At 67.1% G+C, this 22,631-nt stretch carries 17 protein-coding genes; 9 read left to right on the top strand and 8 right to left on the bottom strand.

The genetic code is table 11. The features are described from left to right. Positions 1–84: 84 nt before the first annotated feature. Positions 85–1,161, bottom strand: coding sequence for an ABC transporter ATP-binding protein (locus PKKP23_RS30330; protein ID WP_126879608.1), 1,077 nt, complete (start codon positions 1,159–1,161; stop codon positions 85–87). Between the two features lie 297 nt (positions 1,162–1,458). Here PKKP23_RS30330 and PKKP23_RS30325 point away from each other — a divergent pair, with 297 nt between their 5' ends. From PKKP23_RS30325 to PKKP23_RS30315, 3 genes are all read left to right on the top strand, one after another. Further along, positions 1,459–2,244, top strand: a complete 786-nt coding sequence (locus PKKP23_RS30325) for an IclR family transcriptional regulator (RefSeq protein ID WP_126879607.1) — start codon at positions 1,459–1,461, stop codon at positions 2,242–2,244. Positions 2,245–2,369: 125 nt separating this feature from the next. After that, entirely contained in the window at positions 2,370–2,609 is a 240-nt protein-coding gene (locus PKKP23_RS30320) for a helix-turn-helix domain-containing protein (RefSeq protein WP_017776088.1), read from the top strand. A 2-nt stretch (positions 2,610–2,611) separates the two neighbouring features. Continuing rightward, complete coding sequence (locus PKKP23_RS30315; protein WP_126879606.1) at positions 2,612–3,958, top strand: type II toxin-antitoxin system HipA family toxin; 1,347 nt, start codon at positions 2,612–2,614, stop codon at positions 3,956–3,958. On the opposite strand, the gene PKKP23_RS30310 is transcribed toward PKKP23_RS30315, so the two are convergent. Continuing rightward, a complete protein-coding gene (locus tag PKKP23_RS30310) occupies positions 3,953–4,999 on the bottom strand; it encodes a MerR family transcriptional regulator (RefSeq protein WP_126879605.1) in 1,047 nt (348 codons plus the stop codon). The genes PKKP23_RS30315 and PKKP23_RS30310 overlap by 6 nt on opposite strands. Positions 5,000–5,201: 202 nt before the next feature. On the opposite strand from PKKP23_RS30310, the gene PKKP23_RS30305 reads away from it, so the two are divergent. Further along, a complete protein-coding gene (locus PKKP23_RS30305) occupies positions 5,202–6,704 on the top strand; it encodes a cryptochrome/photolyase family protein (protein WP_126879604.1) in 1,503 nt (500 codons plus the stop codon). 267 nt (positions 6,705–6,971) lie between these two features. Beyond that, on the top strand, positions 6,972–7,391 hold the full coding sequence (locus PKKP23_RS30300; RefSeq protein ID WP_240659199.1) for a hypothetical protein: 420 nt from the start codon (positions 6,972–6,974) through the stop codon (positions 7,389–7,391). Between the two features lie 283 nt (positions 7,392–7,674). Here the strand turns inward: PKKP23_RS30300 and PKKP23_RS30295 are convergent, their stop codons facing one another. Further along, positions 7,675–8,070: a TraR/DksA family transcriptional regulator gene (locus PKKP23_RS30295; protein ID WP_161978169.1), complete on the bottom strand. Its 396-nt coding sequence runs from the start codon at positions 8,068–8,070 to the stop codon at positions 7,675–7,677. A 299-nt stretch (positions 8,071–8,369) separates the two neighbouring features. Between PKKP23_RS30295 and PKKP23_RS30290 the strand changes: the two genes are divergently transcribed. Continuing rightward, a complete protein-coding gene (locus tag PKKP23_RS30290) occupies positions 8,370–8,699 on the top strand; it encodes an HPF/RaiA family ribosome-associated protein (RefSeq protein WP_026121713.1) in 330 nt (109 codons plus the stop codon). Between the two features lie 153 nt (positions 8,700–8,852). Here the strand turns inward: PKKP23_RS30290 and PKKP23_RS30285 are convergent, their stop codons facing one another. Further along, complete coding sequence (locus tag PKKP23_RS30285) at positions 8,853–9,914, bottom strand: HoxN/HupN/NixA family nickel/cobalt transporter (RefSeq protein WP_126879603.1); 1,062 nt, start codon at positions 9,912–9,914, stop codon at positions 8,853–8,855. Between the two features lie 335 nt (positions 9,915–10,249). Between PKKP23_RS30285 and PKKP23_RS30280 the strand changes: the two genes are divergently transcribed. Next, complete coding sequence (locus PKKP23_RS30280; RefSeq protein WP_126879602.1) at positions 10,250–16,381, top strand: Ig-like domain-containing alpha-2-macroglobulin family protein; 6,132 nt, start codon at positions 10,250–10,252, stop codon at positions 16,379–16,381. A 32-nt stretch (positions 16,382–16,413) separates the two neighbouring features. Continuing rightward, on the top strand, positions 16,414–18,801 hold the full coding sequence (gene pbpC / locus PKKP23_RS30275; RefSeq protein WP_240659198.1) for a penicillin-binding protein 1C: 2,388 nt from the start codon (positions 16,414–16,416) through the stop codon (positions 18,799–18,801). A 254-nt stretch (positions 18,802–19,055) separates the two neighbouring features. Here pbpC and PKKP23_RS30270 read toward each other — a convergent pair whose 3' ends face one another. The 3 genes from PKKP23_RS30270 to PKKP23_RS33850 form a co-directional block, all read right to left on the bottom strand. After that, positions 19,056–19,871, bottom strand: a complete 816-nt coding sequence (locus PKKP23_RS30270) for a DUF4410 domain-containing protein (RefSeq protein ID WP_126879600.1) — start codon at positions 19,869–19,871, stop codon at positions 19,056–19,058. 264 nt (positions 19,872–20,135) lie between these two features. Beyond that, the gene (locus PKKP23_RS35010) at positions 20,136–20,552 is read right to left on the bottom strand and encodes a hypothetical protein (RefSeq protein ID WP_420873258.1); all 417 of its coding nucleotides are present in this window, start codon (positions 20,550–20,552) and stop codon (positions 20,136–20,138) included. A 10-nt stretch (positions 20,553–20,562) separates the two neighbouring features. Continuing rightward, positions 20,563–20,718: a hypothetical protein gene (locus tag PKKP23_RS33850; RefSeq protein ID WP_161978168.1), complete on the bottom strand. Its 156-nt coding sequence runs from the start codon at positions 20,716–20,718 to the stop codon at positions 20,563–20,565. A 234-nt stretch (positions 20,719–20,952) separates the two neighbouring features. On the opposite strand from PKKP23_RS33850, the gene PKKP23_RS30260 reads away from it, so the two are divergent. Then, complete coding sequence (locus PKKP23_RS30260; protein ID WP_126879599.1) at positions 20,953–21,810, top strand: phytanoyl-CoA dioxygenase family protein; 858 nt, start codon at positions 20,953–20,955, stop codon at positions 21,808–21,810. Between the two features lie 63 nt (positions 21,811–21,873). On the opposite strand, the gene PKKP23_RS30255 is transcribed toward PKKP23_RS30260, so the two are convergent. After that, the gene (locus PKKP23_RS30255; RefSeq protein WP_126879598.1) at positions 21,874–22,197 is read right to left on the bottom strand and encodes a hypothetical protein; all 324 of its coding nucleotides are present in this window, start codon (positions 22,195–22,197) and stop codon (positions 21,874–21,876) included. Between the last annotated feature and the right edge of the window lie 434 nt (positions 22,198–22,631).

Raw genomic sequence — 22,631 nt, 5'->3', positions numbered from 1 at the left:
TGCGTCGTACCGCTTCGCTGTTCCGGGTGTTCCTGTCGCTCTGCGTTGCCCTTGCGACTCGCGCCGGCACGCAGGGCGGCCCCTTCAACGAAGACGTCGGCCGCTTTCCTCGTCAAACAGATACACGTGCTCCGGCGCCGCGTGCAGCGTCGTGACATTGCCAGGCTTCAACGCAGCGCGGCCGTTCACCAGCACGCAGCACCGCTCGCTCGCGATCGTGCCGAACAGTTCGGTTGCCGCGCCCGTGGGTTCCACCACGTCGACGCAGAACGGCAGACTGCCGGCCGTGTCGGGCTCCCGATGCGGCGCCAGATGCTCGGGCCGCACGCCCACGGTCACACGCTGCCCCGAGGCCGCTGCCACCACCGGCGCGGCCAGTGCGCTGTCGCCGATACGCACCCGCGCGCCCTCACCGGTGCGCTCATAGATGCCGCTGAAGCGGTTCATGGCAGGCGAGCCAATGAAGCCCGCGACGAACAGGTTGTCGGGATCGTCGTACAGGTCGAGCGGAGCGCCGATCTGTTCAATGGCCCCGCCGTTCAGCACGACGATGCGGTCGGCCATGGTCATCGCCTCGATCTGATCGTGCGTCACGTACACGGTGGTCGCCTTGAGCCGCTGGTGCAGCGCGCGGATTTCGGCACGCATCTGCACGCGCAGCTTCGCATCCAGATTCGACAACGGTTCGTCGAACAGAAAGACCTTCGGGTCGCGCACGATCGCCCGGCCCATCGCCACGCGCTGCCGCTGCCCGCCCGACAGATGGCGCGGATAACGGTCCAGCACACCTTCCAGCCCGAGAATCGCCACGGCTTCGCGGGCGCGCGCATCGATCTCTTGCGGTTTCAGGTCGCGCAGCTTCAGCGCGAAGGTGAGGTTTTCCAGCACGCTCATATGCGGATAGAGCGCGTAGTTCTGGAACACCATCGCGATGTCGCGTTCCTTGGGCGGCAAGCTGTTGACCACGCGGCCGTCGATCAGGATGCGCCCGTGCGTCACGCCATCCAGGCCCGCCAGCGCCCGCAGCAGCGTGGACTTGCCGCATCCGCTCGGGCCCACCAGTACGAGGAACTCGCCATTGCGCACGGTCAGGTCGATGCGCTTGAGCACCGGCACCGCGCCGAACGACTTCTGAACCTGCTCGAACACCACCTCGGCCATGCGTGCGTCTCCTCCAGCGGAACTGCGTCTGCAACGGACCGGGCGCACGATGCGTCGCGACCCCGGCTGCGCCCCTGCGCTTTGGCCCTGCATCTTGACCCTGCACTGTGCCTGATCCCCTGTACGATATTTTATTTATAAAATTCTCTTTCATACATAAAATGATGGTCGGTGTTTTCCCGCCCCCTCGGCGTGCTTGCGCATCGGTGTATCGGCTCCGGCGGCCCGCGGTGCGGCACTACAATCGACCCCGGGCGACATCCGAACCTTTCCCCGGCATCTGCGAAGGACACTACGTTGGACACGACGCGCTACTCGGCACCGGCTCTCGAAAAGGGCCTCGACATCATCGAACTGCTGGCCAACCATCCCGAGGGCCTGTCGCTCGTCGAGCTTGGCCGCGCGCTTGGCCGCACGACGAACGAAATCTTCCGGATGGTCGTGACGCTGGAGACCCGCGGCTACCTGATTGCGAACGGCGAACGCTACGCGCTCTCACTGCTGCTGTTTCGGCTCGCGCACCGGCATCAACCCGTGCGTTCGCTCGTGTCCACGGCGTTGCCGCTGCTGACGCAACTCGCGAACGACGTGCGGCAGTCGTTTCATCTGTGCGTCTATCAGGCGGGGCGCGTAATCATCGTGGCGGGAGTGGAAAGCCCCGAGCGCTGGGGTTTCTCGCTGAAGGTGGGCACGCTCATCGGCATGACGGACACGGCATCGGGCCAGGTGCTGATGGCGTTCCAGGACCCGACGGAGCGCGAGCGCATGCTCGCCCTGCACGTACCCGTGGATGGCGAACTCGAAGTCGATGCGCCGGCGCTTGCGCATGAACTCGACCTCATCCGGCAGCGCGGTTTCGCGCGCATGCCGAGCCGCCAGGTGAAGGGCGTGCGCAACCTCGCCTACCCGGTATTCGGCCGCGACGGACACGCCATCGCGTCGTTGACGACGCCTTATATCGAGCGCATCGACAACGCGCCCGTGCCGTCGATTGCCGAGGTCGGCGAAAAAATGAAGGAAGCCGCGAACATGCTGACCACGCTGATGGGACTGGACGTGTACTGGCACGCACCGTCGGATTGAGCGGATACACCGGATGGCGGCTATCGGTCATTCCGATATTCCAGAAATATCGCCAATGCCGATATCTTGAATTTATCGCTATTCCCGATATACTTCGTTTATCGACATTAGCGATATTTCCTCCCATGCGGCAACTCATCACCACACCAGAGCAAGTCGGGCAGATCCTGCGCAGCGCGCGGCGGGCGAAGGGGCTCTCGCAGGCTCAGGCCGGCATTCGGCTCGGGCTCAGCCAGAACCGCGTGTCCGAACTCGAGAAGGGGGCGGCCACCGTCACCGTCGCGCAACTGCTCGCCATGACCGCGCTCTACGACCTCCAGCTCGAAGTGGCGAGCCGCGGCGAGCCAGGCGCGACGGCGTGGTGACCATGGGCCGTCCTACCCATACCCGCGCACTCTCGGTCTGGGCCAACGGCGCGCGCATCGGCGAATGGCGCAACCCGGCCAGCGGCGCCATGGAGTTCCAGTACGACGCCGGCTGGATGTCCTCGCCGCTCGGCCGTCCGCTCTCGCTCTCGCTGCCGTTCGGCGTCGACACCACGCCGCTGCGCGGCGACCGCGTGCGCAACTTCTTCGAGAATCTGCTGCCGGACAACGAAGCCATTCGCCAGCGCATCGGCGCGCGCTTCAAGACGCCGTCGCTCGACGCGTTCGACCTGCTGGAGGCCATCGGCCGCGACTGTATCGGCGCGTTGCAGATTCTTCCCGCGAACGCGACATCCGACGGTTGGGACACCGTCAGCGGGCGCGTGGTGGACGAGGCCGCCATCGAGCGTCACCTGCTCGACACGGTATCGCCCAACCCCGGCCGCGCAACGGCGGATCAGGACCCGGACGACTTCCGCATTTCGCTTGCCGGCGCACAGGAGAAGACGGCCTTTCTGCGCTACGAGGGCAAATGGATGCTCCCGCACGGCGCTACGCCCACCACTCATATCTTCAAGCTGCCGCTCGGGCTGATTGGCGGCCGCAAGGTGGACATGCAGGCATCGGTTGAAAACGAGTGGCTCTGCATGCGCATTCTGGGCGCCTACGGGCTGCCCGTTGCATCCACGGAGATGCTTCAGTTCGGCAGCCAGAAGGTGCTCGCCGTGGCGCGCTTCGACCGGCGCTTCACGCCGGACGGCAAGACGTTGCTGCGTCTTCCGCAGGAGGATTTCTGCCAGGCGCTGGGCCTGCCGCCTCATCTGAAATACCAGCGCGACGGCGGGCCGGGACTCGTGCAGATTGCCGACCGGCTTCGGCAGTCCGCGAATGGGCTGAAGGACATCGAAACGCTGCTTGGCGCGCAGATTCTGTTCTGGATGCTGGCCGCACCGGACGGTCACGCGAAGAATTTCAGCCTCCACCTGCTGGCGCGCGGCGCCTTCGCGCTCACGCCGCTCTACGACGTGATGTCGATCTGGCCGGTCGAAGGCGACGGCGGCAGCCAGTGGTCCTGGTACAAGGCGCGCCTCGCCATGGCCGTTCCCGGCAATCACCCCCGCTACCGCATGCAGGAGATCCGCCGCGCACATCTGGACGAGATGGCCCGGCGCTGCTTCTACGGCGAGAACGCGGCGTCGCTCATCGCGCCGATTATCGAGAGAACACCGGCGGTCATCGCCGAAGTGGGCGCGGCGTTACCGTCAGGCTTCCCGCCGCGCGTGGCCGAGACCATTTTCAAGGGGCTGCAGCGCAATGCCGATGCGCTTGCAGGCGAGTACGACTCATGACGCCTGCGGTCCGCCTCGTGTTTCCTCGGCAGCCACGACCCGCTCGAGCGCGGCTTCGAGCATGACTCTCGCCTGGTTCGCCACGTTGCCCAGGTGCCGATGCAGCACAGCGTCGTCCACCGATCGCGAGGTGCAGTCGTCGCTATAGCGCTCGAAGGCGTCCAGACGCATGATCAGTTCGCCCAGGTGCTGCGGACATTCGCAGCGCACCACCGACGACTGAGCCATCACGCGTTCCAGCGTTTCGTCATCGAAACGGCGCGGCGCACGCACGCCGTTGCTCTCCAGACCCAGGGGCGCTTCGCCCTTGCCGCCCGCGTAGAGGTCGCCCGCGAGCTGGCGCATTTCCACGGCACTCATCGGTGCGCGGTACAACCGCACGCCGCCCATGCGCAGCGTTTCAGTCGCCTGCGCGTTGCCGTATGCGTAGCTGACGGCAGCCATCCGCGCATGCAGGCGGTCGCGCATCTCCAGCACTTGTGCAGCCAGTTCGCGGGTGAGCGAAAGCACGTCGATGACGAGTGCATCCGCCGACGCACCCTTTCCCGCGGCCGCGCCGACCTCGGTCAGGTCTGAGAAGTCGAGCCGTTCCACGGCGTCGGCGCGCTGCGTCTGTTCGAGCGCGGCCCGCAGCCGACGCGAGACCGCAGCGCCTACCGTTGCAATGCGCACGCGCTGTCCCGACTCGTCGTGCACAGCCTGAGCGGACGCCACGGCGCCGCCCGGCCGCGTCTGCAAGAGCGCTTCCAGCTGATTGCGAGCGAGGCGCGCCACCGAACCGATGGCATGCCCTTGCCGCACGAGCGCCTTCAGCAGCACGAGCCGGCGCACGTCGTCCTCCGAATACAGACGCTGCCCCGACTCGCTCTTCAACGGACCGATCACGCCGTAGCGCCGTTCCCACATGCGCAGCGTCGTAGGCGGCATGTTCGCAAGCCGCGCCGCTTCGCCGCTGCGGTAGCGGTGCCCGCTTTCCGTTGGGCTCACGCGTTCCTTATTGCTACGGGATGTGGCCGCCGCCGGCTTGGCCTTTGTCTTCATGCGCGGTCTCCTGATTCGTTAAGGACGTGGGTGAGCTTCATGCCCGTGGAAAGGGATGATAGCGCACGAACCTCCTTTGAAACGCATTCTCGTGACATTACAAGACTATATCGAGTATCTTCCGATTCACTCCTATTGATATACCCGATACTCGTCACGCAATCGGATAAACTGTCACACATCTTCACCTCCTCACCCGCCGATGCCGTCCCGCTCGCCTCGCCCTTCGCAACCGCCCGTTGTCGTCTGGTTTCGCGACGATCAGCGTCTCGCGGACCATCCCGCGCTGGAATACGCCGCGGCGAGCGGCCACCCCGTTGTCTGCGTCTATGTCTACGATCCTGAGCCGCAGGATGCGCGTGCGCCAGGCGGCGCCGTGCGCTGGTGGCTGCACGAATCGCTGCGCGAACTCGATGCCGCGCTGGCAGCGCGCGGTGGCGGACTGACCGTGCTGTACGGCCCCGAACAGGAGGTCATCGAAACGTTCGTCGCGCAGACCGGCGCGGCCAAGGTGTGCTGGAACCGCCGCTATTCAGCCGCGCAGCGAAAGACGGACGCCGCCGTCAAGTCGGCGCTGAAAGCGCGCGGCATCGAGGTGTTCACCTTCAACGGACACCTGCTGCGCGAGCCATGGACCGTCACCACCCGCGGCGGTCAGCCGTTCCAGGTATTCGGGGCGTACTGGCGCGCGGCGCGGCACGACTATGCGCCGGAGTTGCCCCGCCCAGCCCCCGGGCGTATCGAGTTCTTTCGCGTGCCGGAGCACGTCACCTCGCGCGTGAAGGCGCTCCCGGACCTGAAACTTCAGCCGTGCGCGCCCGACTGGGCGGGCGGATTGCGCGACACCTGGCAATGCGGCGAAGAAGCAGGACAGCGCCGGCTCCAGCAATTTCTCGCCGACACGCTCGCCGGTTACGCCATCGGCCGCGACACGCCGGGCGCGCAGGCCACGAGCCGGCTGTCGCCGTATCTTCGCTTCGGCAATCTCTCGGTGCGGCAGGTGTGGTACGCGGCGCTGGAGGCCAGTCGCGCCGGCCCTATTGCGGCAAGCGTCGACAAGTTTCTCGACGAGCTGGGCTGGCGCGAGTTTTCGTACCACCTGCTCTACCATTTCGCGCCGCTCAATCGCGTGAACTTCCGGCGTCAGTTCGATGCCATGCCGTGGCGCGACGACCCTGAATCGCTGGACGCCTGGCAGCGCGGCACGACCGGCTATCCGCTCGTCGATGCCGGCATGCGTGAGCTGTGGCACACGGGCTGGATGCACAACCGCGTGCGCATGGTGGCCGCGTCGTTTCTCGTCAAGCACCTGCTCATGGACTGGCGGGCGGGCGAAGCCTGGTTCTGGGACACGCTCGTGGACGCCGACGAAGCCAGCAACCCCGCGAGCTGGCAATGGGTCGCGGGCACCGGCGCCGACGCCGCGCCGTACTTCCGGATTTTCAATCCCGTCCTGCAGGGGCAGAAGTTCGATCCCGAAGGCGACTACGTGCGGCGCTGGGTGCCGGAACTGGCGCGGTTACCCGATGCATCGATCCAGGCACCGTGGCTCGCGCAGCGGGCGCAACTAGAGGCGGCGTCGGTGCGGCTCGGCGAGAGCTATCCGGGGCCGATGGTCGATCATCAGCATGCACGCACGCGAGCGCTCCAAGCGCTCCACGCCCTGCAGCGGTCGCGCGGCGAACAGGCGGACAGCGCGGCATAGGCGGAGGCGTTGCGCCACGCCATCGACGATCGGTGATCGGAACAGATCGCGGCGGGGAGACCGGTCCGTACCCCGTTAGCTTCGAACGTCCCCCGTGTCGATTCCTCTATTGCTCGCGCGCCTCTTTCAAGCGGCCTCGCACAAGCCTGCAGCCCCGCCGCGCAGCGCCCGGCCACTTCGTCGCGGCACGGGCCTTGCGGACTCTCTGCATGCATGTCCTCGATTGGGACGCGCAATTCGTCTACGACTTTCGGGAGGAATTCGATCATGAAGACTTCAGTGAAGAGAATGCTCGTATCGATCGCGGTGGCCACGTTCGCGGGCGGCGCATTCGCCCAGGCGGGCGGCGGTGCCGGCGCAGGTGGTGCAGGCGGTGCCGGCAGCGCGGGCGCGGGTGGCGGTGGATCAGGCGGCAGCGCAGGGGTGGGCGCGGGCGGCGGCACGACCGGCGGTGCGGGCGGTGTGGCTACACCGGGCACGTCGCCGGGTGTGGGGACGATGGGCCGCTCAGGCACCAGCCCGACCGACAGCGGCTACGGCTCGCCGGGCGTGACCGGCACGGGCGGCGGCATGGGCACGGGAACCGGAGCCACACCATCGAACCATTCCCGCATGGGCCGCTCGAACAGCGACAACTATGGCGGCGAGAGCAACGATATGAATAGCCCGAACCAGAGCGGTCAGTAGCAACGTGGCAGCATGGCGGCGGGCTGCGCGGGCGCTGTGGCGTCTGGGCGGCCCGCCCCTATCGTGGGGCCCTGCAACGCAGGCCGTGTAGTTTCTTCGTCCATGGTTTCTTCGTCCATGCGTTCATTCCGGCAGGCCGCTCGATGCCAACTTCGATTGCCCGCTTCGCAACGCCCCCACGCGAAAGGTGATGTGTCGGCGCATCGAGCACCGGGCGGTCGCCGTGTTGGTTCAAACGTTCGCTTCACCAGGTCGGCTCACCGGCCGGTCTCAAAAGCCGGTCTCAAAAACCGCGCGTCACCTGCGGCCCGAAGGTCTTTTCGTGCACGGCCTGGCAGTGCGCGCATCGCGTGGCTGTCGGGCAAGCAAGAAGCCGCTCCTCACCCACCGGCTCGCCACAGCCGCTGCACGTGCCATAGCTGCCGTCGTCCATGCGCGCCAGCGCCGCCTTGATTTCGCGAAGCTCCGCCAGATGCAGGTCGATCACCGCGTGGTCGATGTCGGCGAACAGATCCGCTGAGGACTCGTCGCCCTCGTCGGGCGCGCTGCCGGCCATGTCCGCGTAGGGTTCGTCCGCGCGATGCGCCTCGCGCGACCCGATATCCGCGCGAACCGTTCGCTCGCGCTCCACCAGCAACGCGCGCAGGGTGTCGATCTGGCGTGGGTCCAATGCGGTCATGATTCGCTCCTCGTTGTCACGCGCGCTGTGGTGCGCGTCGTCATCGTCATGCAAACAGGCTGCCGGGGTGGCTCGCCCATGTGATCCCGATCATTGCGTCCGGACCGGCAACGCAGCCACGACCGCGGACAACCGCCCGGACCACCCTTTCCGTAAACCTATCGGCACGGTTCTTCGAGGAATTGACGCACATCAATCCGGCCGCGGCGGCGGCGTTTAGCGTATTGGTCACGCACGCTGCGACTGACGTCGACGGTCGAGCGGCGACCAGCAACGACAACCTTCGAGTGACCGAAACAATGAAACTACCTTTGGACATTTCGTTTCAGGGCGTGGACCGCTCCGATGCCGTGGAAGACGCCGTGACCCGGCATGCCGAAAAGCTCGACGGCATCTATCCGGACATCATGCGCTGCCGCGTCAGTTTGATCCTGGAGGAGAAGCACAAGAGCCAGGGCAAGCAGTTCAACGTGCGCATCGACCTCACGATTCCGGGCCGCGAACTCGTCTCGAACAACGAGCGCAACGAAGACATTTACGTCGCGTTGCGCGACGCGTTCAAGGACATCACGCGCATGCTCGAAGACGCCGTGCGCAAGCAGCGCGACGAAAGCCGGCAACAGCCGTAGGCTGCCGCCTTCCCGCCGTATTTCCCTCGCCGGGCGTCCCCCATCTGGCGTCGCTCATGTGGCATCGCTCATCTGGCATCACCCGGCAACATCTGGCAACACCCGGCAACACCCGGCACGAGCGGAGGTCTGGCATGACCGCCCCGCTCGGGCTCACCCCGCTACCTTCACCTCGATCTCGTCGTAGCGCTTCACGCGGTACACGAGCGCCGACACCAGCCAGCACAGCACGAACAGGCCGATCACGAAGTAGCCGACAAGGCCGAAGTTTTCGGAGGCCAGCGCGAGCGTGTCCCAGAACGGCCCCTTGAGCGCGAGCTTGTCGGCGGCCAGCGCAAGCACCTCCACGCCGCCAATCGCCACCGCCACCACCACCGAAACGAACGTCACCGTCAGGTTGTAGTAGAGCTTGCGGATAGGCCGCACGAACGCCCAGCGATAGGCGCCCGTCATGAGGATGCCGTCGGTCGTATCGACCAGCGACATGCCCGCCGTGAAAAGCACCGGCATGACCATGACCGACCAGAACGACAGACCGTCCGAGGCCTGGGCCGCGGAGATACCGAAGAGCGCGACCTCCGTGGCGGTATCGAAGCCGAGCCCGAACAAGAATCCGATGGGATACAGATGCCAGCTGCGCGACGCGAGCCCGAAGAGCGGCCGGAAGATGCGCGCCAGCAAGCCACGCTGCGCGAGCAGCAGGTCAAGGTCCTCCTCCACCAGCACCTCGCCGCGCCGCACCGCGCGAAACGTGCGATACACCGACTTGAGAATCGCGAAATTGGCCGCCGCGAGCAGAAACAGAAACGACGCCGACACCACCGTCGAAATCATGCCCCCCACGGCCCTGAACTGCGGAAACTGCGCGGCGATGCGCGTGGTCGCGCAGGCCACGGCCACCGACATCAGCACCACCACGGTGGAATGCCCCAGCGAAAAGAACAGCCCCACGCAAAGCGGATTGCGACGTGCGCCGACAAGCTTGCGCGTCACGTTGTCGATGGCGGCGATGTGGTCCGCGTCCACGGCGTGGCGCAGGCCGAACGTGTAGGCGAGCAGTGCGGTGCCGAGCAGCACCGGTTTGTCGTGAAACGCCGCGAAGGCCCAGCCCCAGGCGGCGACATTGAACGCCAGCAGGAAGGCGTAGATGCCGGCCACGCGGCGGCGCGACGTGGCGGGTCGATCGTTGAACAACTGGAACGCTCGTTCGAGCACGGCAACTCCCTGCGGTTGGAATTCAAGGCGGCATAAGCGTGCGGCGGTACGCGGCGCTTGACGGCAATACAACGGCGACACAACGGGGGCACAACGGGAACACTCACGGCGGGCGCCGCATGGGTTGCAGCGAGCCCCGGCAAACTCGCGGGCGAGTGTACGGGCCGCCTTCCTGGAGCGTCAAGCAATGGAAAGAATTGGCCAACGGAATGGCTTTGCGCGGCGCCTTCGCGTGCGCATCGACACGCGCCGATACGCGTGCTGGAAACGTCTCTTTCGTCAGTTAGAATCGGCCCGTCATTCCGAAAGAAAAATGAAACCTGGGAGCGCGACGCATGCGACGCGGCACGAACAAACTCAAACAACCTGCCTTCTGGGCCACCGCGACCGCTGCGACCATCGTGGCGCTGGGTCTTCTCGGCGCCACGACGTGGCGGGCCGATGCGGCGCGCATCACGCACGTGTCGCCGCAAGGCACCGTGGCGCAGGTCAGGCAGATCGTCGTCAAGTTCGACGAAGCGATGGTGCCGTTCGGCGCGCCCGACCTCGCGGCACCGGCCGGCGTGAAGTGCAACGACGCCTCCGCGAGCGCGGGCCAGTCGCGCTGGATCGACGAACGCACCTGGGCCTGGGACTTCTCCGCCGACCTGCCGCCCGGCGTGGCCTGCTCCGTGGACCTGAAGGACGGGCTGAAGTCGTCGGCGGGCAACGCGCTCACGGGCCCACGGCACTACGCGTTTCAGACAGGCGGTCCGTTCGTGCAGGACGTCGAGCCCTCCGGCGACGAGATCGAAGAAAACCAGGCCTTCGTGCTGAAGCTCAACGGACCGGCAACGGATGCCTCGGTTAAGCAGCACGTATGGTGCGAGTCGAGCGGACTCGGCAACCGCATTCCCGTCACCAACGTGGACGCCGCCACGCGCACGGCGCTTTTGAAGCGCTTCCGTCTGCAAAAGGAAGCCGCGCGCGTGCTCACGCTGCAATGCCAGCAGGCCCTGCCTTCGGGCACGAAGGCGCAACTGGTCTACGGCAAGGGCGTGGCGAGCCCGAGCGGCATTGCCAACGACGTGGAACGCCGCTTCGACTTCAAGGTGCGCGAGCCCTTCGCCGCGAGCTTCAGTTGCGAACGCGAAAACGCCAGGGCGCCCTGCACGCCGCTGCGTCCCGTGCGCGTGCAGTTCAACGCGCCCATTGCGCGCAGCGACGTCGAACGCGTCCGCCTCAAGGGACCCGACGGCGATATCAAGCCGACGTTCTCGCCCGACGACAAAGACCCGCAAACCAGCACCGTCGAATTCGCGGCGCCATTGCCCGAACGCGCCCAGTTGAGCGTCGTGCTGCCCGTCGGCCTCAAGGACGCGAGCGGACGCGCGCTCACCAATGCCGATCTGTTCCCGCTCAAGACCACGACCGGCCCGCTGCCGCCGCTCGCGAAATTCTCGTCGGGCACGTTCGGTATCATCGAACGCTTTGCCGAGCCCAACATGCCCGCGCTCGTGCCCGTCACGCTGCGCAACGTCGAGGCGGATATCCACATTGCCGGCCTTAACGCCGGCAACGCGCAGTTCTCGAAGCTGCGCGTGGAAGCCGACAGCGACATTCGCAGCTGGATGCGCAACGTCGAGCGCTTCGACAACTACACGATGACGCGCAAGGAAATTGCCGAGGCGATGCCGAATCTGCTCGATCACAATCCGCATCCCGTGATCGTGAAGCCGCGCAGCGAAGCGGACGGCTCCAGCGAGGACGACCCGAAGAATCCCCGCATCGACGTGCGCTCGCTCTCGCTGCTCGCGGGCCGCGCCAACATCGAAACGCTTTCGCTGCCGAAGGCCGATCCCAAGGCGCTGCGTCCGTTCGAAGTGGTGGGCGTGCCGGTGACGAAGCCCGGCTTCTACGTGATCGAACTGGCGTCGCCCGCGCTCGGTGCGTCGCTGCTGGGCAAACAGGCGCCCATGTATGTGCGCACCGCGGTGCTCGTCACGAATCTCGGCGTGCACTTCAAGCAGGGCCGCGAAAACAGCGCGGTGTGGGTGACGACGCTCGACAAGGGCCAGCCCGTGCCGAACGCCGACGTCCACGTGAGCGACTGTAACGGCGACGAAGTGGCTTCGGGCAAGACCAATGCGCAGGGCGTGCTGATGATCGCCGGGCCGCTCGCGCCACGCGCCGAATGCGGCAACGACGCCTTTGGCGGCTTCTTCGTCTCGGCGCGCATCGACGACCCGAAGACGGGCCACGACATGGCATTCGTGCGCTCGGACTGGAACCGCGGCATCGAGTCGTGGCGCTTCAACGTACCGACCGACACAAGCCTCGATCAGACCGTGCGCGCCCATACCGTGTTCGATCGCACGCTGCTGCGGGCGGGCGAAACGGTGTCGATGAAGCACCTGATCCGCGTGGAAACCATGCACGGTCTCGCCTTCCCGCAGACCTACCCGACGCGCGTCACGATCCGTCATACGGGCAGCGGCCAGACCTGGCACCTGCCGCTCAAATGGGCCGCGGACCACACCGCCGACTCAACCTTCGTTATTCCGGCCGCGGCCAAGCTGGGCGAGTACGAAGTCTCGCTCGACGACGGCAACGTGAACGCCGCATCGGGCGAGGCATCGGACCAGGCATCGAGCAACGCCGACGATAACAACGACAACAACAACGACAGCGGCGAAGGCGACGCCGTGCGCCACAGCTACACGTCGGGCAGCTTCCGCGTCGAAGAATTCCGTCTGCCCGTGTTCAAAGGCACGATCGCCGTGCGCGACGAGAAAGCGCACCCGCTTGTGGCCGCGAAGGAAGCGCCACTCACGCTGCAGATCGAGTACACCTCGGGCGGCGGCGCGTCGGGCCTGCCCGTGCAGGTCTCGGCGCTCATGAAGAGCACCTCGCCCGCGTTCGCGGACACGTATCCCGACTACAGCTTCGCGCCCTACGTGAAGCGCAACGACAACGCGTCGTCCGACACGAGCGACGACGAAGACAGCGCATCGCAGCAATCCACCGACGACGGCTCGAAGCTCATCGCCGACAAGGAACCCGTCACGCTGGACCGCAACGGCGCAGGCCGTCTCACGCTGAAGAACCTGCCGGCCGTGGATGCGCCGAAGCGTCTCGCGCTCGAAAGCACCTTCGCGGACCCGAACGGCGAAGTGCAGACCATCAGCGGCAGCGCCACGCTGTGGCCCGCCGCGGTGGTGGCGGGCGTGAAGTCGGGGCAATGGGTGTCGGTGGGCAACACGGTGCCCGTGAAGGCGCTCGCGCTCGACCTGCAAGGCAAGCCGCGCGCGGGCGTGCCGCTCGACGTGCACGGTATCGCGCGCATCACCATCACGTCGCGCAAACGCATGGTGGGCGGCTTCTACGCGTACGACAACCACACCGAAACGAAAGACCTCGGCACGCTGTGCAGCGGCAAGAGCGATGACCACGGCCTGCTCGCCTGCGACGCGAAGCTCAAGGAAGCGGGCAACGTCGACCTTGTCGTGACGGCGAAAGACGGGGACGGCAATGCGTCCACCGCGACCACTTCCGTGTGGGTCACGCGCGAGGAAGACCTCTGGTTCGGCGGCGAGAACACCGACCGCATCGACGTGCTGCCCGAAAAGACCGCCTACGAGCCCGGCGAAACCGCACGCTTCCAGGTGCGCATGCCGTTCCGGTTCGCGACGGCGCTCGTTGCCGTGGAACGCGAAGGCGTGATCGAAACGCACGTCGTGAAGCTGGACGGCAAAGACCCCACCATCGACCTCAAGGTGAACGAGGCGTGGGGGCCGAACGTGTACGTCTCCGTGCTCGCGCTGCGAGGGCGCATTCACGAGGTGCCGTGGTACTCGTTCTTCACGTGGGGCTGGAAGGCGCCCATCGAATGGGCCCGGGCGTTCTGGTACGAAGGGCGCCAGTACGAGGCGCCCACGCCGCTCGTGGACCTCTCCAAACCCGCGTATCGCTATGGCCTTGCGGAGATCAAGGTAGGCACGGCCGCGCATCGCCTGGCCGTCACCGTCACGCCCGATGCGAAGACCTACACCGTGCGTGGCAAGGCTCACGTCAAGCTGCACGTGCAGATGCCGGGCGGCAAGCCCGCGCCCGCAGGCACGCAGATCGCGGTGGCCGCCGTGGACGAAGCCCTGCTCGAACTCATGCCGAACGACAGCTGGGACGTGCTCGACGCCATGCTCCAGCGGCGCGCCTACGGCGTGGAGACGTCGACGGCGCAGATGGAGATCGTCGGGCGCCGGCACTTCGGACGCAAGGCCGTGCCCGCGGGCGGTGGCGGCGGACACGGCGCCACGCGCGAACTGTTCGACACGCTGCTCCTCTGGAACCCGCGCGTGACGCTGGACGCGAACGGCGAAGCGTCGCTCGTCGTGCCGCTCAACGATTCGTTGACGAGCTTTCGCATCGTCGCCATCGCCGCCGTGGGCGACGGCACGTTCGGCACGGGCAGCGTTTCGATTCGCAGCACGCAGGACCTGCAACTGATCTCGGGCCTGCCGCCGCTCGTGCGCGAAGGCGACCAGTTCCGCGCGCAATTCACCGTGCGCAACACGACGGCGCGCGCGATGAAGGTGGTGGTTACGCCGAACGTGCCAGGCCTCACGCTCGCGCCGCAAACGGTCGATGTTGCCGCCGACTCCGCGCGCGAAGTGGCGTGGACCGTCACGCCGCCGGATGGTTTGTCCGAAGCGTCGCCCGCCGCGCTCGCCTGGAACGTGGCCGCCGCCGAACAGGGCGGACCGCACGCCAGCGATGCGCTGAAGGTCACGCAACGCGTCACGGCGGCTGTGCCCGTCACCGTGCAGCAGGCCACGCTCACGCAGGTGGACGGCTCGTTCTCGCTGCCCGTGGCCGCGCCGCCGAATGCGACCACCACGCAGGCCGGCGTGCCGCGCGGCGGCATCGCGGTCTCGTTGCAGCCGAAGCTCTCCGAAGGGCTGCCGGGCGTGCGCCGCTGGTTCGAGCGCTATCCGTACAGTTGCATCGAGCAGCAGACTTCGCGTGCGCTGGGCCTGAACGACGTGGCGCAGTGGCAGGCCGTGGTGGCGCGCATGCCGGTGTATCTGGACCGTGATGGGCTGGCGAACTACTTCCCGCCCTCGGACGACAGCGGCAACACGGGCAGCACCGCGCTCACGGCGTACCTGCTCTCGGTCACGGACGAAGCCGCGAAGCTCGACCCGCGCTTCGCCCTGCCCGATGACTTGCGCGCCAGGATGGAGAGCGGGCTTGCCGCCTTCGTGGAAGGCCGTCTGGAGCGCAAGTTCTGGGCGCCGCGCAAGGACCTGGATCTGCGCAAGCTCGCCGCCATCGAGGCGCTCTCGCGTCACGGCGCGGCGCGCGCCAGCATGCTCGATTCGATCGAGGTTGCGCCGAACCAGTGGCCCACCTCCGCGGTGCTCGACTACTACGCGGTCCTCTCGCGCGTGAAGGACATCCCGCAACGCGACGACAAGCTCGCGCAGGCCGAGCAGATCATCCGCGCCCGCCTTACATATCAGGGCACGCGCCTCACCTTCTCCACCGCGGACGGCGACGACCTCTGGTGGCTCATGACGGGCACCGAAACGAACGCGGCGCGTACAGCGCTCACGTTCGTCGATGCACCGGCGTGGAAGGACGAGATGCCGCGCCTCGTCGCGGGCCTGCTCGGCATGCAGAAGAACGGCGCGTGGCAGACCACGACGGCGAACCTGTGGGGTCTGCTCGCCGTGCAGCGTTTCTCGCGCGCCTTCGAAAGCGTGCCCGTGACCGGCCAGACGCGGCTTCAACTGGGCGCGACCACGAAGACGATCGCGTGGAGCCAGCCGGCATCGGCGGCGGCGAATTTCGCGTCCGCCACCGCGATCACGAAGACCGCGAACACGCGCAGCGTGTTGCTGCCGTGGCCGGCCGAGGTGCGCGGCGCGCCCGCCACAGTGCCCGGCGCGCTTTCGTTGACGCTCACGCAGGACGGCACCGGCAAGCCGTGGGCCACCATCGAAAGCCTCGCGGCGGTGGCGCTCAAGGCGCCGTTCGCCGCGGGCTATCGCATCACGAAGACGGTGACGGCGGTGGACCCCGCGGTGAAGGGCATGGCCAGAGGGACATACACGCGCGGCGACATCGTGCGCGTGCACCTCGACATCGATGCCCAGACCGACATGACCTGGGTGGTCGTCAACGATCCGGTGCCCGCGGGCGCGACCCTTCTCGGTTCCGGCCTCGGCCGCGATTCGGAGGCCGCCACGCAGGGCGAACGGCAACAGGGCGACGCGTGGCCGGCGTTCGTCGAACGCAGCTTCGACGGCTATCGCGCCTACTACGATTACCTGCCGAAGGGGAAATTCTCCGTGGAGTACACCATGCGGCTCAACAACGTCGGCACGTTCAGACTGCCGCCCACGCGCGTCGAGGCGCTCTACGCACCCTCCACGTTCGGGGTGCTGCCGAATGCGTCGGTGGTCGTGCGGCCGGTGACGCAGTGAAGGGGAAATGCGCGATGGGCGACGGGCGGGCCATGGCCCGGCGCATTGCCCGCGCCGCTCTCTGCGCGCTGCTCGTCATCGCGGCGCCTGTCGCGCACGCCCTGCCCTCGTTCAACGACGTGCGCGCGCAGTGGCGCAGCTCGGACTGGCTGCTGCTCGCACGCGACGGCACGCCGCTGCAACGCACGCGCATCGACAAGACCGAGCGGCGCGGCGACTGGGTCGCGCTCGCGGACGTCTCGCCGGCGCTGCGCGAAGCGATCGTCGTTTCCGAAGACAAGCGCTTTTACGAGCACAGCGGCGTCGACTGGCACGGCGCCGCCGCCGCGGCCTGGGCGAATCTCTGGAACACGCGCACGCGCGGCGCGTCCACCGTGACGATGCAGCTCACGGGCCTGCTCGGCGACGATCCCCAGCATTCCGGGCAGCGGTCCGTCGCGCAGAAGGCGGGTCAGGCGGTGAGCGCGCTGTGGCTCGAACGCAGCTGGCGCAAGGACCAGATTCTCGAGGCGTATCTGAATCTCGTGCCGTTTCGCGGCGAGACGATCGGGCTCTCGGCGCTTTCGCTCACGCTGTTCGGCAAGGCGCCCTCGGGCCTCGACGAGCGCGAGGCCGCCGTGGCCGCTGCCTTGATCCGCGCGCCCAACGCGCCCTACGCCCGCGTGAGCGCGCGGGCCTGCCGGATTCTGCGCGACATGAAGGCGCCCGAACGCTGCGCGAATCTGGCGAGCTTCGTGCAGCTCGCGTTCGCGCGGCCCGCACCCGCCGTGCTCGCGGTTTCGCCCGAAGCCGACACGCTCGCGCCGCATTTCGCGCGGCGCATCGCGGCCGAAACGCGTCCGGCGGCCGGCGCACGCATCACGACGACGCTCGACGCCCGCCTTCAGCGCTTCGCCTCGGACACGCTCACGCGCACGCTCGTCGAACTCAATGCGCCGGCGCATCGGCGCAACGTGCACGACGGCGCCGTGGTCGTGCTCGACAACGCGACGGGCGACGTGCTGGCGTGGGTGGGTTCGTCGGGCGGACTCTCGGGCGCGCGCGACGTGGATGCGGTGCTCGCGAGCCGCCAGGCCGGCTCCACGCTCAAGCCCTTCCTCTATGCCAAAGCCATCGACGAACGACGGCTCACCACGGCCTCGCTGCTCGACGACGCGCCGCTCGACCTCGCCGCGGGCGGCGGACTCTACATTCCGCAGAACTACGACAAGGACTTCAAGGGCTGGGTGAGCGTGCGCACGGCGCTCGGGTCGTCGCTGAACGTGCCCGCCGTGCGCACGCTCGTGATGGTCACGCCGCACCGCTTCGCCACCACGCTCACGGCGCTCGGCCTGCCGCTCACGCAGAGCGGCGACTACTACGGCTATTCGCTCGCGCTCGGCAGCGCGGACATCACGCTGCTTTCGCTCGCCAACGCGTACCGCGCGTTGGCCAACGGCGGCGTGGCGTCGCCCACGTATGACCTGCCGCGTCATCCCACTGTGCCGTACGCGACGGCGCCCGCCACGCCGCGACGCGTGTTCAGCGCGGGCGCGAGCTACATCGTGACCACGGTGCTCGCGGACAACAACGCACGCACCCGCACCTTCGGTTTCGACAGCCCGCTCGCCACGCGCTTCTTCTCGGCCGTGAAAACGGGCACGAGCAAGGACATGCGCGACAACTGGACGGTGGGCTTCACCTCGCGCTACACGATCGGCGTGTGGGTAGGCAATGCGGACGGCGAACCGATGTGGGACGTCTCCGGCGTGACGGGCGCAGCGCCCATCTGGGCCGCCGTGGCCGGCTACCTGCACCGTCACGTGCCGAGCGACGCGCCGCGCATGCCCGCGGGCGTCGTGGAGACGCGCATCGCGTTCGAGCAGAACGTGGAGCCCGCGCGCAACGAGTGGTTCCTGAGCGGCACGCAAACGCCGGTAGTGGGACTTGCAGCGGATGCGGCGGGCGCGCCGGCTGGAGCGCGTGGAACGTCGTCGGCTGGCGCGGCGCGAGGGGTGCATGCAGCGCAATCGGTGCAATCGGCGCAATCGGCGCAATCAGGAAAGGGCGCGCCGCGCATCGGCTCGCCCACGGATGGCACGCTCTTCGCGCTCGACCCGGACATTCCCGCCACGCGCCAGCGCATCGTCTTCGAGCGCGAGAGCGGGTCGTCCTCGCGCAGCGCGTGGCGGCTCGACGGCAAGCCGCTCGGCCACGACGACCGCGTAACCTGGTTGCCGTGGCCGGGGCGGCACGTGCTGGAACTCGTGGATGCGAACGGCACGAGCGTCGACGCCGTGCACTTCGAAGTGCGCGGCGCAACGGCGCGGCCGGGTCATGCCGCCGGCAATCGTGCAACGGGCAAGGCAGGTGCGCGTGCGACGGCGCCGGGTTCGGGCGGTGGGCAAAACCCGGCGCGCTCGGGTTCGCCCGGCGCGTAGCAAATGGGGTGGCCACCATCCGCGACTGGCGCGGGCAGGACGGCGAATCGTGCCGCGTCTGTACCGGCGGCCGTTACGAACGATGCGGCGGTCAACGCCGCGCCGTGGGAACCCAAACCCGAGCCTTGAGCGGCAATCCGTATATCCCGCGCGATCGCATGGCGAATCGTGCCGCGCCTGTATCGGCGACCGTCACGATGCGGGCGGTTGATCCCAAGCGCTGAGCGCTAAACCGAATGAGCATCGCCCCGCGTTCAGTCCGCCTGCGCCACAGGCTGCGCCTGAGTGCCCTGCACCACCGGCGCCGCATTCGCGTTCTTGCCCTTCACACCAACCGCCGCCACGACCTGCTTCGCGATCGAATCGGCCAGCCGTTTCGCTTCGGCTTCGAACGTGTCGTGCTTCGCTTCGGAGACTGCGTGCAGCCCGCCGCTCGTCGCCACCGACGTCGCCAGGCTCCCCGCCGCCGCGCCCACGCCGCCCATGGCGACCATGCCCGGCGCCTTGCCGCTGTCCGCGGTGGCATCGAAGCGCTGCAACGGCGACAGCACGCCGCCTCGCGGCTGATACAGCAGTTGCACCGACGCCTCCACCTCGCTCTTGCCGGCGCCAAAGCCGATCAGCATGCGACGGCTGCGCCGGCCGGCATCGAGCGTGTCGAGGCTGCCTTCGATCACGAGCACGCTCTTGCCGGGCGGCGTCGAAAGCGTCGAGGGCGGCACCGGCGCGAGCACGGCATCGAGCCCCTTCGCCCGCAACTGCCGCACGAGTTCGCTCGCCACCTGGCCGCGCACCGCGAGCGCCTCGTTGTATTGCTGCTGCACCGCGGACGTCCCGCTGAACGACGCCTTCAACTGCCGGCTCAGGCTGTTGTCGAACTGGACGGTCGCCGTGGCGTCGTCGAACGGGTAGACGTAGATCACGTCGGGCCGCACGGGTGCGGGCGCGGCATAGGCCTGCACGCCGCTGATGCCCGAGGCGCAGCCGCCGAACGCGAGACACGCGGCCACGAGCGTCGCACTCGCCCAACGCCGCGCGCATCGCACGGCCCATCCTGATGAAAATGACATCGGCATCTCGTTCCACCTGCCCTCGTTCACGCTGAAATAGCCGGCCTGTTCCCGTCGAAGGCGAAAGACAGGGAGAGGCCGGTGCGACTACCGTGACGGCGACGCCGGCGAGGCGCGCAGTGGTCCACGCGGTGGTTCAATCGTGCATCGCGTACTGCCAGCTGTACATCGCGTACTGCCAGTTGTTCGTCGCGTGCCGCTATCTGTGCACCACGTACTGCAAGCTGTGCATGCGCGTACCGCCAGTTGCGCACCGCGTACCGCTCAGGCCCAGTGCGGCGGAATCCACACGCCGCCCACCCAGTGGCCCGGTACCCAGACGGCGGGCCGAACCGCGGGCGCCACGTAGACGGTGGTCGGCGCGACGCCATAGGCAGTCTTCGCGGGAGCCGGCGCCACCACCAGCGGCGCCGGCGGAACGTAGGTGACCACCGGTGCCGGCGCCGCGTAGACGACGGGCGGAGGCGCCACGATGACAGGCGCGGCCACCACGGCGGTGCCGCGCAGCACCCACGTCGCGGCGCATGCCGAGACGCTCGTCATGGCGAGCACGCCGGCCGTCGCCGCGAATGCAAGCTGGCGCGAGAGGTGGTACGAGACGCGCGTCGTCCGTATCGCCGGATTCGAGGTCTGCGCCTTGCCTGCTAAACCGATACGGTTGATGAGAGATGAGAAGTTCACGGAACGTCCTTCAGTGTGTGGGCCGCGTCTCGAACGCGAAGATCGGCACGATTGGCACAATCAACTCGATCGGCAAGCGCTGGAAACGCGGCGGGTTGCGGATGGCTGCCAATGTAGAAGAACGCTCGCGCGGAGTCTGTTGGAAATTCATGTCGTGCGGTTTCACGGCTTTTTTTGAGCCGCGTTTTTGAGGTGCGCTTTTTAAGGCATATTCCGAAAATGGAACAAAAATTCCATTTCATTGGATGATGCAATTTCCGTTGTACATCGATGCGGTCTTGTCTATGCTGAGGTCATACGTGCGCCCGCGCGGCGCGCGATGCGTGCGGATGGACGACATCGCGTCGTCCCGCAGCAGCCAATTACACGATCACAAGACCGGCCGATCAGGAGACACGCCATGCAAAGCTTCAGTCCCGCCGAATGCACGCCCGAAGCCGTGGTGGACGCCCTGCTCCACGGGCCGGGCGCAGTCCGCGTGCGCGGCCTCTTCAGTCCAGCTCAAGTGAGCGAAGCGCGCAGCGTCGTAATGGCCCATTCCGATGCCCGCGCACAAACCGTCACGCACTTTCAGGGCGAGGCCGCGCAGGCGGCGCGGCTGCATCTGCAACGCCGCGTGTGGAATCTGCTTGCAAAAGGGGACGTGTTTTCGCAGATGGCCGAGCAACCGCTGATCGTTGCCGCCATGCGCGCGTTTCTCGGTGAGGATTTCGTGATGGGATCGATTGCCGCAAACCGCATCCTGCCCGACGGCCCCGGCCAGGAACCGCACATCGACTACCCGTATTGGGATCTGCACGCGCCGCAGACGTTTCCCGTGGGCATCAACGCGAGCTTTCCGCTCAACGCGCAGGTGACCATTCCGCTCGATCCGTTCACGGCGCAAACCGGCGCCACGGCGTTCGTGCCGGGCACACAGCGCGACCTGCGTTACCCCGGCCCCGACGACCGGTTCTTCGAACGCTGCGAGCGCATGGAGGCGGACCCCGGCGACGCCATCCTGTTCTTCGGCGCCACCTGGCACTGCGCCATGCCGAACCGCAGCAGCCGCGACCGCAGCGCCATCCTGATCCAGTACCTGCCGAAGTTCGTGAAGCCGATGGAAGACCTGCGCGCAATGGTGGGAGAAGCGTTCGTGAAACGCGCGAGCCCCACCATGCGTCAACTGCTCGGCCTCACGTACCCGTATCCGCAGAATCTGGACGACGTAACGGGCACCGCCAACACCGAAGGACGCGTGAACGCGGCGAGGTACTGAGCCCCGAGGTACCGAGTCCTGAGGTACTAAGCCCCGAGGTCCTGAGTCCGATACCCGGCGCCGCTACTGCCCGCCATCGAGCCGATTGACCCGGAAGTCCCCTGCCAGCGCGCCGGGACTGCGCTGTTCCATGAGGCTGCCGAACTCGTTCGAGATGCGCTTCAACGCATGCCGCTTGCCTTCCAGGTCGCGCTGCGTGAAGTCTTCGTACGCACCGTCGTCGAAGGAAACCGTCACCGACGCGCGGTGCCCTCCGTTTTCAAAGCCGATGTGCAGCGTGTGGTCCGGGCGTTCGTCGATATGAAAACCGATCGCGCGCGCTTCGAAGTAGCGGCCCAGCGTCTCGGCCACCTCTCTCATTTCGCCTGCCTGTACGTGAATGTTCATCGCGGCTCCGTGGTGACGAAGGGCGGCGCCTTGCTTCTCGTCCTGCTTCTCATCCTGCTTCCCGTCTTTTATGCTCCGACGTCTTGCCGCCCGACAACGGCGTCGCGCTGCATGGTGCGTTCCTGCGAGCGGCGCCGTACACGGCGCAACGCCCGGAGCGGCCCTCTCAACGCGAAGCATCCCGCCAGCAAGTCCGAATGCGGTGTAGTCAGACGTAAAGCGCTGTGCGCGGATTGAAATGTTTGCCCGCACGCTTGCAATAGTTGCGCACTCTTCTGAGGAATCGTGTTTTCGCAAGCGGCCGTTTCGCTGCGATGCAGCGTGTCCGGCGGCTTTCCAGCGTATTTCGGCGCGGACCGAAACTTGCTGCGCATCACCGCTTTCCCTTTGTTCGCCCGGCACGCATGCACTTCTGGCCGCCTGCGAGCCACGAT

It is taken from the genome of Paraburkholderia kururiensis JCM 10599 = LMG 19447 (genome assembly GCF_003986935.1).
Taxonomy (GTDB): domain Bacteria; phylum Pseudomonadota; class Gammaproteobacteria; order Burkholderiales; family Burkholderiaceae; genus Paraburkholderia; species Paraburkholderia kururiensis.
Note: the sequence above shows the minus strand (reverse complement) of the source record. Positions and strands in the feature narration are given on the sequence as shown.

Bases quoted from the DNA above. Each gene is read 5' to 3' on its own strand.
- PKKP23_RS30330 (WP_126879608.1), bottom strand. From the start codon at position 1,161: ATGGCCGAGGTGGTGTTCGAGCAGGTTCAGAAGTCGTTCGGCGCGGTG.
- PKKP23_RS30320 (WP_017776088.1), top strand. From the start codon at position 2,370: ATGCGGCAACTCATCACCACACCAGAGCAAGTCGGGCAGATCCTGCGC.
- PKKP23_RS30315 (WP_126879606.1), top strand. From the start codon at position 2,612: ATGGGCCGTCCTACCCATACCCGCGCACTCTCGGTCTGGGCCAACGGC.
- PKKP23_RS30310 (WP_126879605.1), bottom strand. From the start codon at position 4,999: ATGAAGACAAAGGCCAAGCCGGCGGCGGCCACATCCCGTAGCAATAAG.
- PKKP23_RS30305 (WP_126879604.1), top strand. From the start codon at position 5,202: ATGCCGTCCCGCTCGCCTCGCCCTTCGCAACCGCCCGTTGTCGTCTGG.
- PKKP23_RS30300 (WP_240659199.1), top strand. From the start codon at position 6,972: ATGAAGACTTCAGTGAAGAGAATGCTCGTATCGATCGCGGTGGCCACG.
- PKKP23_RS30295 (WP_161978169.1), bottom strand. From the start codon at position 8,070: ATGACCGCATTGGACCCACGCCAGATCGACACCCTGCGCGCGTTGCTG.
- PKKP23_RS30290 (WP_026121713.1), top strand. From the start codon at position 8,370: ATGAAACTACCTTTGGACATTTCGTTTCAGGGCGTGGACCGCTCCGAT.
- PKKP23_RS30280 (WP_126879602.1), top strand. From the start codon at position 10,250: ATGCGACGCGGCACGAACAAACTCAAACAACCTGCCTTCTGGGCCACC.
- pbpC (WP_240659198.1), top strand. From the start codon at position 16,414: ATGGCCCGGCGCATTGCCCGCGCCGCTCTCTGCGCGCTGCTCGTCATC.
- PKKP23_RS30270 (WP_126879600.1), bottom strand. From the start codon at position 19,871: ATGTCATTTTCATCAGGATGGGCCGTGCGATGCGCGCGGCGTTGGGCG.
- PKKP23_RS30260 (WP_126879599.1), top strand. From the start codon at position 20,953: ATGCAAAGCTTCAGTCCCGCCGAATGCACGCCCGAAGCCGTGGTGGAC.
- PKKP23_RS30255 (WP_126879598.1), bottom strand. From the start codon at position 22,197: ATGAACATTCACGTACAGGCAGGCGAAATGAGAGAGGTGGCCGAGACG.